We start from the raw sequence: 8858 nt of genomic DNA on the forward strand, positions 1-8858 counted from the left end.
GAAAGTAATTAGCGATAAGCTAATCTGAAAGTATCATTCTGCCGTTAGTGATTCACTTGAACCCAATCGATCTTTTTATAGAAGATTCCCCTCAAAAGCTTTCCCCATAAGGATTATGGGCATACTTGTCACCCCGTCAGGCTTAAACCCCTTATACAGAAAGAGTTTTGGCGGTATCCTAATCTGGTACTCCTGTCAAGGATTGTTAAGACGCGTTTACCCTGACTAAAAAACGCTTTGACACTTGGGGAAAAAATTGATAAAAACTCAGCAAATTTTAAGGAAGACTTGATTTTAGCGTTGTAGAATGAAACAAAACCAAGCTTCCGCAATTATATGGACACACAAAAGCTCCGCGATCAGTTACATAATCTCAACGAAGTGAGTAGAAACCTGCTGCGCTGCCAGACTGTCGAGGAGATAATCGAGAAAGCCTTAGCAGAAGTGAGACGGCGCTTAAATACTCAAGTAGCTTCGATATTTCTCTTATCCAAAGATGGCGTGATCAAGCGCGTTGGTATTGATGGAGTTGATAAAGATAATCATCCTATTGATAAAAATTGGTTTCGGGATGAACAATACCAACCCGAAGAAAGTTTTTCTGGTAAGGCGATTCCTGCCTTTGAAGCTGAATATGGTTATGGAGAACCCCAATATTCTAATGATCTTTTGGCTGATTATCCTAGTATGATCAACGAAAATCCTTATCTGCAAAAACTCGGACAGTTAAAATGTGGTATTTCCGTTCCTCTCAATGGTCCAAATACTACTTTTGGTACTATTGAAGTCTTGAATAAAAGTGCTGAGGCTAATCAAGATAAATTTTCCCTTGAAGATGTTTATTGGTTAACCCAAATTGGAACAATTGTCGCTAATTTTATCGTGGAAAACAGGAGAAAAGAAAGATTTAGAATTTACAAGAAGTTGCTGGAATATCTAGTGACATTAGAGAACGATTACAGAAATTTTAAATTGAGTGAGGTTTGTCAATTTGTTGTGGAAAAAGTCACCACCGACTTTACTCCTTATAAAGTTTGTATTATCCGCATTCCTGACGAGGGAGATGGTTTAAATATTATGGGAAAATCCTGTGATGGCGACGAAGATTTTTTAGAAGGGAGAAAAGATGGCTCGATCAAATCTGGCAGTCAAATTGTCGGCGAAGTTTATAAAAGTAAGCAACCCAAAATTCTTCCTGATATTGGAGAAGAAATCCATAAGTTTAACAACAAAGAATGGATTGAAAACAAAAAACTAAAATCCTTCGCTTGCTTGCCCTTGTTAATTCAAAATGAATGTGTCGGTACTATCTCAGTTTATACGCAATATCATTATAAATTTTACAATAATTATTGGGTTTTTCTTGATACCATAGCTCTCTATGTAGCCGCCATCATTACCAGAGTCAAGATGAGCGAAGAATTTCGCCAAATTCGCCAAGAACGCAATGATATTCGAGAAAGCTTTCTCAATGCTTCTGTTTTGGTTAGTTACGATCAAATGAGTAAAAATATTTTACATCAATATAAAAATAAGCTAATTAGTTTTTCCCAATTCCTAGAGACAATTTCTGCTGAAGATAGATTGAGTAACAAAGAAAGAGCAAGAATAGTGGCAGAACAGAAAGAATCGATAGATCAACAAATTGAAGAAATAAAACAGGAATTAGAAATCACCAATAATCAATCCATTGATATTAACCAAACTCTGAAAGAAGTAGTTCGAGGTTTTTCTTTTGCCTTTAGTGATACTGATATACAAGTTATCGAAACCTACGATAAAACAATTCCCTTGATGAATCTTGATGAAAGAGAAATCAAAGATATTATTTTTAATCTCTTATCCAATGCGGAAAAAGCCATCCAAAAAGCTGAACGCAAAAAGGGAGAGATCACGATTATGACCAGTATTGATACTTTAGAGGGAATTCAATATATTAAAATCATGGTAGCAGATAATGGCATTGGCATTGCCAAGGACATTCAGGATAAAATCTTCACCAGAGGATTTACCACTCGCGCCAAAGAAGGGGGTACAGGATTAGGTTTATATGTTGTCCATGAGATTATTAAAAGTTATGGAGGAAAAATTTACTTTGACTCTAGCGTCAAGGGAACTAAATTTTATGTGAGAATTCCTCTCAAACGCTATAAAATTTAGAAAATAACGAAACATTTAAATTTAACTATTTTGCCAAATCAAATAAGGAGAAATACCATGACTGTGTGTGATGACATTTTACTCAAACAAGAAATTGTGGTTATGGAAGATGATCTCTTCCTACAACAAGCTATCAAAGAAGCGATCAAAAAAAATCTGCCCTGGGAAATAAGAATAGTCGGAAGTGAAAAAGAAGCAATATCCTTAATTCAGCAGCAGGAAGCGGGTTATTACATTCTTGATGTCCACATGGGAAGCAATCGGGAACAGGAGGGATTGGATGCCTTAGAAAAAATCAAAGGCATTAACAGTCAAGCGTTTGTTTCGATTCTTTCTGCTTATCCTAATAACCGAAGACTAGCAGAAAACCTAGACGTTGATATTTTTATCGATAAGACTCCTAATATACAGGAAGATATTCGCAGTAAACTTATACCAAAAATGCTACAGTATCGGCTTAATTGTCTGCAAGCATCAGAAGCAGAAACCCGTCTCCATCTAGAGAAAATTTATTATGATTCAGATGTAAATATTATTGCTTACGAAAGACTGAAATCAGAGCCAGCATGGTTAAAAGAAAATGAAGGACAATATGTCGCTTTTGTTGATGGGGAATTTGTCGGTAGTTGCCAAAATAAGCAGGAGTTACTACAACAGCTTCGAGAGAAATATCCTGAAAAGTCAAGGTTCTTTAAGAAAGTTGACAAAGAAGATAGAATTATAGACATTCCCTACTTTGATATTGTTGAATAGACTTTAGAGAAATCTTTTATTATCCATCTAACGGAGTTTAATTCATGTACACAGATCGATATGAGAATATTCAAGGGTCTACTTATACACCAAGACCAAGAGCTTATCTAAAAGTTGTCAATCCTTCCTCCTCATCCCGTTATGGTGAAGTTGAAGCAATTGTGGATAGTGGGGCAACAATGACTTGCATTCCTGAATCAATAATTGCCAGACTTGGATATTTAGAGTACAGCCATCAAAGGGTGAGAGATGCTAATAATAACGTCGTCCTAAGAAAATCATATATTCTCAATATCACCATCGGCAATTATACATTTAATGATCTGGAAGTAATCGGATTTTCAAAATCTTATGCCCTGCTCGGTTGCGATATACTTAATCAGAGTAAAATCATGCTTGATGCACCTAACAATCGATGGATTTATAACTGTCCGGGACAATGTTTAGAATCAGATGGAACCACTGTAGATGCAACTCCATGAATAAAATCAAGAGATTTTTAAATAGGTTTTTAAAATTTGCTTTTTTGGGTAAAATTCCGTCTACTAGACCCATTGTTGATATTGATGAATCCTTTCTGGAACCTACCAATCAGATCAATACAAATGCCGACGAATCCAGTCAAGATCAGATTAAAAATCAGTTAATCATCAAAATTAATTGGCTTTTAATGATAGTTTGTGCTGTTTCCTTTGGATTTATCATTATTTATCCTTTAATCTATCCTGATAAAGCCGTTCCTGATATTATCCAAAATGCTTTCTTTACTACCTTAGGATGGTTTGGCGGTGTCTTAGGAGCCTTTTTTCAAGTAGAGCAAAATAAATAACTAATTTTCAAACTAAATCCTATCGGAGGAGAAGCGAGAGAAAAAATCTATTGAATCGGTGGAAAACTGTGGCAGCTTTGAGCCAAGTCACCCGGTCAATCCACATAAATTATCAGAGATTCGGGAATCTAATCTCGGATTGATTGTCTTTCTGCGTCGAGATTTCTTGAGATATACAATTACACAAAACTCGCAACAATTTGAAAGCTTATATGGTAATTATGATCTATCTTGGAATCTAGAATCGTTTCTTAAACTTTCCTATTGGCTCTGCATACAATCATCGGTTATTAATGCTAACTCTCAGGATTTATTCGATTGTTCAATTGAAGATTTAAAAGAAAAATTAGAACTACTTTGGGGCAAAAAATTAGGTTTAGATAATTCCAAAGAAGCTAAGTCAGCCAATTGGATTTTTGCGGCTTTAACTGATTTTAATGGGAGACTGCAAGCTAGGGATATTGTGAGATTTTTGTATTATGCTGCGAATGTTACTGTAGAAAAAACAGAAGAAGTACAATTTCCTAAATGGTCGAATACTAGACTGTTGCCTCCCCAAGCGATTCGACGAGCGCTTGAACCCTGTAGTCAGGAAAAAGTTAGAGAAGCAAAAGAAGAATATCCTATATTTGAAAGCTGGGTACAAAAAAGTTTAACCCAATATAGTGATAAAAAAATTCCTTTTTCTCTAGAACAGTTTGCTCTGGATGCTACTACAGTCAATGTTCTTGAGCAAATGGGAGTAATTTATGAGGACAAGGATAAAGAAGATGCAGTTCGTTATTATATGCCCGAAATATTCCGTGAAGGGTTAGGATTTTCTAGTCAAGGTGCGCGTCCTCGTGTTCTAGCTTTAAAGCGCAAAGTTTTGGGGAAATCAAATTTTTAATGATTCGATCTGTTTTGAAATGACTATATGATTGATTGTTATCAGCTTTTCACAACAGACGTAGCTATTATCAATCAAAAAAACGCCAAAAAATACTCTGCTGAATGTAAGTTAGCCAAAAAAGGTAGTTTCCGTCTTCAGGGAGGTATCAGACCTTTTATTGAAGTCAAATGTATGAGATCAAGAACCTTAGGAGACAAAGCGGCAGAACAAAGGTCTAAATTGATAGGAATACCTTCAACAAGCCTAAATATTCACGGTTCTTCGGTTTGTGTTATGCAATGGAGGGGGTTTATAAGGGATGAAACCCTTATATAGGAAGACATTTGGCGATTTTTGTCAATTGTTTTCGATCTAGAACGAGCTAATCAATTAAGTCTCTTGCCGGATAAGGATTTAGTCGATTTATGCCCCCTGATCGAATCATACCAAGTAACGAAGAGCCATATTCACAAAGATCAATATATTGAAACAGATTTTGATTTAGTGATTACATCTTTTGCCAATGCTTTTTTTCAGACCAATTTAGAAACGGGACTATTTGTTTGGAATCCCACACCAAAAGAGCAAATATTTTTAAGCAAAATTAATATTAATAATCAAGAAGAAGCCCTTTTAAAAATGTACGTTGCCAGAAGTAAAGATTTAACAGCAAATCAAACCAATAATATCAATTGTTCTCGCCAGAAATGCCACGATAACAACTGTAATTTCATCCCTAATTATCCCAAAATTTTCTTTGATGTTAATACGGCTGAACCTCTACAACCATGGCTCCCGATCGAAAAAATAGAGGATTTACTTGATTAAAATTAGGAATCAAGATACATCGAATAAACTTAATTGTAGAGGTGTAAATCTTGCAGGTTTCTGAAGATCATAATTAGCAATAAATACCTCCTTGCCCTTGCGTCTTTCACTCTGATAACCATGTTCTAATTTTAAACCATTTTTTTGATCATCAGTTCGATTAATAGTGTAATTCCATTCATTATCTTGTAAAGAAATACACCAATCATACATTTCTCTAATTTCGGAGCAATTATCATAAGTCAAAAGAAATTTAAATCGATGTTGATGTTTTTTCAACGTCTTACATAACCTTTCATGATCTTCTAGACTGAAGAAGCAGGAATAGAATTTATTTTGATCTGCTTGAAAGTAAGGAGGATCGACAAATAAAAAGTAATCATCGGGTAATTGATTGATTAAATCTTCAAAATCTAAACAAGATAAATTGACATTTTGCAGTTTTTCCGAAGTAGTTTTTAGGTGAGAAGGCCAGTTTTCAGGACGCATAGAATACTTATCACCATAGCCCCAATAACAATTTTCAAGTTTCATAATTCCTGAGTAGGAAGTTCTATTTAGATAATACCAACGCATGGCTCTTTCTAGGTCATTGGCTGGTTGAAATTCATTTTTATAATAACTGTGTAGTTCTTTGGTAGCGTTTAGATCTTTTAATAATTCAATTAGACTATCAAGATAATCTTTGATATGTCGATAACAGTTCATTAATTCCTCATCTTTGTCATTGAGAATATTCTCTGCTACACTTTCCTTAGCAAAGAATATAGATGCTCCCCCCGCAAAGGGTTCACAATACTTATGGTGACTAGGAAGACAAGCTAAGATTAGCTTACGGGCATAAAATTTACCGCCGGGATAACGAAAAGGAGAATTACTAAGTTTTTTAGCGATTTTGGACATTACCTTTGATTTTAGAGGCTTTTCTTTGAGATTATTTTAACAAAATTACGATATTTTCTCTAGGAATGTCAGAGAAGTTTGGTTTTACCGTGGATAACGTGGTAGCGAAGGCAAAAGCGTTGTTAGGTTAATTAAAACTTTGGTTTTGTGGAAAAAGCCCGCGCAAGCGGGTTTTTTTGTGATTATAGGTCAACCTAGTTTAGGCTTTAGGCTTAGTTCATGTAAAAATGTAAAGTAGGAAGAAGTACCGTAGGTTGGGTTGAGGCACGAAACCCAACACAACCAACAGCTAAGACAGGAAACCCAACATAACCAACAGCTACTTTTTTAACGTCAACCCAACTACTTAAAGGAGTAAAAACCATGAGTCTGTGTCTCAATCCTAATTGTTCCTCCGCCAATCCAGATGGCAATAAATTCTGTGAAAAATGCCGCTCGAAATTGTTCTTACAAGAGCGTTATCAAGCAACTCAATTAATTGGTCAAGGAGGATTTGGTCGCACTTTTAAGGCGATAGATTACAGTAAGCCTTCTCGACCTTATTGTGTGATTAAACAGTTTTTTCCTTCGGCTCAAGGGACTGATACAATTGAGAAAGCCTCAGAATTATTTGAAAAAGAAGCAATCCAATTAGAGAAGTTAGGAAAACATCCCCAAATCCCTGAACTTTTCGCCTATCTCAATCATGATGATGACCGTCAATATTTGGTACAAGAATATATTGAAGGACAGAATTTAGAACAAGAATTAAAAAGCCAAGGCGTATTTAATGAAGCCAAGATTAAAGCTTTATTAACGGATATTTTGCCGGTTTTAGATTTTATCCATAGTCAGGGAGTGGTTCACCGAGACATTAAACCAGAAAATATAATTAGACGTAACTCAGACAAGAAAGCCGTTTTAGTAGATTTTGGCGCGTCTAAAGTTGTTACACATCTTAACCGTTCTGTTACTGGTACAGTAATCGGTTCAGCGGAATATATCGCACCAGAACAAGCCAACGGTAAGCCGATCAATCTTAGTGATTTGTATAGTTTAGGAGTCACTTGTATTTATTTGTTGACTCAGGTTTCACCCTTTGATTTATTTGATACCAGTGACCATGAATGGATTTGGCGACAGTTTTTAGTCAATAATAATGTTCGGGATGATTTAGGGCGCATTCTTGATAAAATGATCGAGTTTGGGACAAGAAAGCGTTATCAGTCAGCGCGGGAGATTTTACAAGATTTGACGGGACAATCACCAGCAACTTCGATACAAACACCAGCAACTCCCCGTTATTCTCCAACACCAGCAACCCCCGTTATTCAAACACCACCACCGCCTAAAGTTGCTGCTAATATTGTGCTTAAAAGTGCTAGGGGGGTTAACTATTCTCGATTACAGCAACTCCTAGCAGCAAGAAAGTGGAAAGAAGCAAACGAAGAAACAGGTAAAGTTATGTGTCAGGTCGCCCAAAATAGCGAAGGATGGTTGGGAAAAGAAGATATTGACAATTTCCCCTGTGAAGATTTACGAACTATTAACCAACTCTGGCTACACTACAGCAACGGTAAGTTTGGCTTCAGCGTCCAGAAAGAAATATATGAAAGTCTTGGTGGCACGAGAGAGTATAATGAAGAAGTGTGGGAAAAGTTCGGCGATTGCGTCGGCTGGAGAAAAAGAGGTCATTGGTTGTGGGAGAGCAACTTAACTTTTAATAAGTTCTTTGCCCCCAAAGCTCACCTACCTACGTTACATAAGATAAATAACACAGCCTATAAGCTGGACTTTGGGGACTTTCCCTGGCCTTTGAAATGGGAGATGGGAAGCCTGGGTGGAATGACTTCTCTTCTCTTCTCTCGCGCAAAGACTTGTAACCTGTAGGATATAACGATCTCAGGTCTTTTATCAAGCTTAGTTTTGGAGATTTCTAGAACGAAAACATAGGCTTTTTCCTACTTCAATACCTGGCACTGGTTGCTGTCATCAAGCTATCGGTTTCCAGTAGTAAGCTACTTTGCAGATAAGTCAACTTTTAATTCTCGCTCTTCTACTATTATTTACCCCTCATCAATAAACGGGTTTTTAATATTTAAACTGGAAATCCCCTTAAAATCATCAACATTTCTAGTGACCAAACATCCATTTTGGCTCAATGTTGTTGCGGCAATAATGGCATCGGGAATCTTGATTTTATACTGTCGTTTCAGTTGAATAGTCAGATCTTCAATTTCTCTCAATATGGGAATTAATTCAAACTGTGAGAGTAAATCTTCAATTATCTGCTCTTCTTCCTTAGACAAAGTAGGAAAACTGAGTAACTCAATTCTGACAATTGGTGAGATAAAAATCTGATGCAAACTCAAAAAAGCTTGGGAGAAAAAAGAAGTAACTATATCGTCATCGGCTAAATAATAAATAAAAATATTGGTATCATAGACGTATTTCATCCATCCCACTCCCGACGAAGAGACTCTACATGAGATAGCATTGCCGCTTTTTTATCCTTAAGAATACCTTTGGCTTTAA

The 8858-nt window shown here is 36.2% G+C and carries 10 protein-coding genes; 8 read left to right on the top strand and 2 right to left on the bottom strand.

Annotated elements, in window-relative coordinates; all coding sequences use genetic code 11:
• The first annotated feature begins 336 nt into the window (after window positions 1-336).
• Genes IM477_RS07345 through IM477_RS07375 form a run of 7 tightly spaced genes read left to right on the top strand, consistent with a single transcriptional unit; the run spans window position 337 to window position 5441 of the window.
• Complete coding sequence (locus IM477_RS07345) at window positions 337-2160, top strand: ATP-binding protein (RefSeq protein WP_002798629.1); 1824 nt, start codon at window positions 337-339, stop codon at window positions 2158-2160.
• A gap of 57 nt (window positions 2161-2217) precedes the next feature.
• Window positions 2218-2913, top strand: coding sequence for a response regulator (locus tag IM477_RS07350; RefSeq protein ID WP_002798630.1), 696 nt, complete (start codon window positions 2218-2220; stop codon window positions 2911-2913).
• 44 nt (window positions 2914-2957) lie between these two features.
• Entirely contained in the window at window positions 2958-3395 is a 438-nt protein-coding gene (locus IM477_RS07355; protein WP_287731154.1) for a retropepsin-like aspartic protease, read from the top strand.
• Window positions 3392-3742, top strand: a complete 351-nt coding sequence (locus tag IM477_RS07360; protein ID WP_104395910.1) for a hypothetical protein — start codon at window positions 3392-3394, stop codon at window positions 3740-3742. The genes IM477_RS07355 and IM477_RS07360 overlap by 4 nt, the downstream gene beginning before the upstream one ends.
• Before the next feature lie 58 nt (window positions 3743-3800).
• Window positions 3801-4631: a hypothetical protein gene (locus IM477_RS07365; RefSeq protein WP_287731155.1), complete on the top strand. Its 831-nt coding sequence runs from the start codon at window positions 3801-3803 to the stop codon at window positions 4629-4631.
• A 27-nt stretch (window positions 4632-4658) separates the two neighbouring features.
• Window positions 4659-4949, top strand: coding sequence for a hypothetical protein (locus tag IM477_RS07370; protein ID WP_242034750.1), 291 nt, complete (start codon window positions 4659-4661; stop codon window positions 4947-4949).
• Between the two features lie 18 nt (window positions 4950-4967).
• Window positions 4968-5441, top strand: coding sequence for a hypothetical protein (locus IM477_RS07375; protein WP_287731156.1), 474 nt, complete (start codon window positions 4968-4970; stop codon window positions 5439-5441).
• A gap of 9 nt (window positions 5442-5450) precedes the next feature.
• Here the strand turns inward: IM477_RS07375 and IM477_RS07380 are convergent, their stop codons facing one another.
• Window positions 5451-6344 carry a DNA adenine methylase gene (locus tag IM477_RS07380; protein WP_287731157.1) on the bottom strand — a complete coding sequence of 298 codons (894 nt, stop codon included), beginning with the start codon at window positions 6342-6344 and terminating at the stop codon, window positions 5451-5453.
• Window positions 6345-6707: 363 nt separating this feature from the next.
• Here IM477_RS07380 and IM477_RS07385 point away from each other — a divergent pair, with 363 nt between their 5' ends.
• On the top strand, window positions 6708-8213 hold the full coding sequence (locus IM477_RS07385) for a GUN4 domain-containing protein (protein ID WP_287731158.1): 1506 nt from the start codon (window positions 6708-6710) through the stop codon (window positions 8211-8213).
• Window positions 8214-8389: 176 nt separating this feature from the next.
• Here the strand turns inward: IM477_RS07385 and IM477_RS07390 are convergent, their stop codons facing one another.
• Window positions 8390-8779, bottom strand: coding sequence for a type II toxin-antitoxin system VapC family toxin (locus IM477_RS07390; RefSeq protein ID WP_002795860.1), 390 nt, complete (start codon window positions 8777-8779; stop codon window positions 8390-8392).
• Window positions 8780-8858: the final 79 nt, after the last annotated feature.

Source organism: Microcystis sp. M090S1 (genome assembly GCF_020246295.1).
In the GTDB taxonomy this organism is placed as follows: Bacteria; Cyanobacteriota; Cyanobacteriia; order Cyanobacteriales; family Microcystaceae; genus Microcystis; species Microcystis aeruginosa.

Excerpts from the sequence above, each read along its gene's own strand:
- IM477_RS07390 (WP_002795860.1), bottom strand. The coding sequence starts at position 8,779 with ATGAAATACGTCTATGATACCAATATTTTTATTTATTATTTAGCCGAT.
- IM477_RS07345 (WP_002798629.1), top strand. The coding sequence starts at position 337 with ATGGACACACAAAAGCTCCGCGATCAGTTACATAATCTCAACGAAGTG.
- IM477_RS07385 (WP_287731158.1), top strand. The coding sequence starts at position 6,708 with ATGAGTCTGTGTCTCAATCCTAATTGTTCCTCCGCCAATCCAGATGGC.
- IM477_RS07350 (WP_002798630.1), top strand. The coding sequence starts at position 2,218 with ATGACTGTGTGTGATGACATTTTACTCAAACAAGAAATTGTGGTTATG.
- IM477_RS07380 (WP_287731157.1), bottom strand. The coding sequence starts at position 6,344 with ATGTCCAAAATCGCTAAAAAACTTAGTAATTCTCCTTTTCGTTATCCC.
- IM477_RS07370 (WP_242034750.1), top strand. The coding sequence starts at position 4,659 with ATGATTGATTGTTATCAGCTTTTCACAACAGACGTAGCTATTATCAAT.
- IM477_RS07355 (WP_287731154.1), top strand. The coding sequence starts at position 2,958 with ATGTACACAGATCGATATGAGAATATTCAAGGGTCTACTTATACACCA.
- IM477_RS07360 (WP_104395910.1), top strand. The coding sequence starts at position 3,392 with ATGAATAAAATCAAGAGATTTTTAAATAGGTTTTTAAAATTTGCTTTT.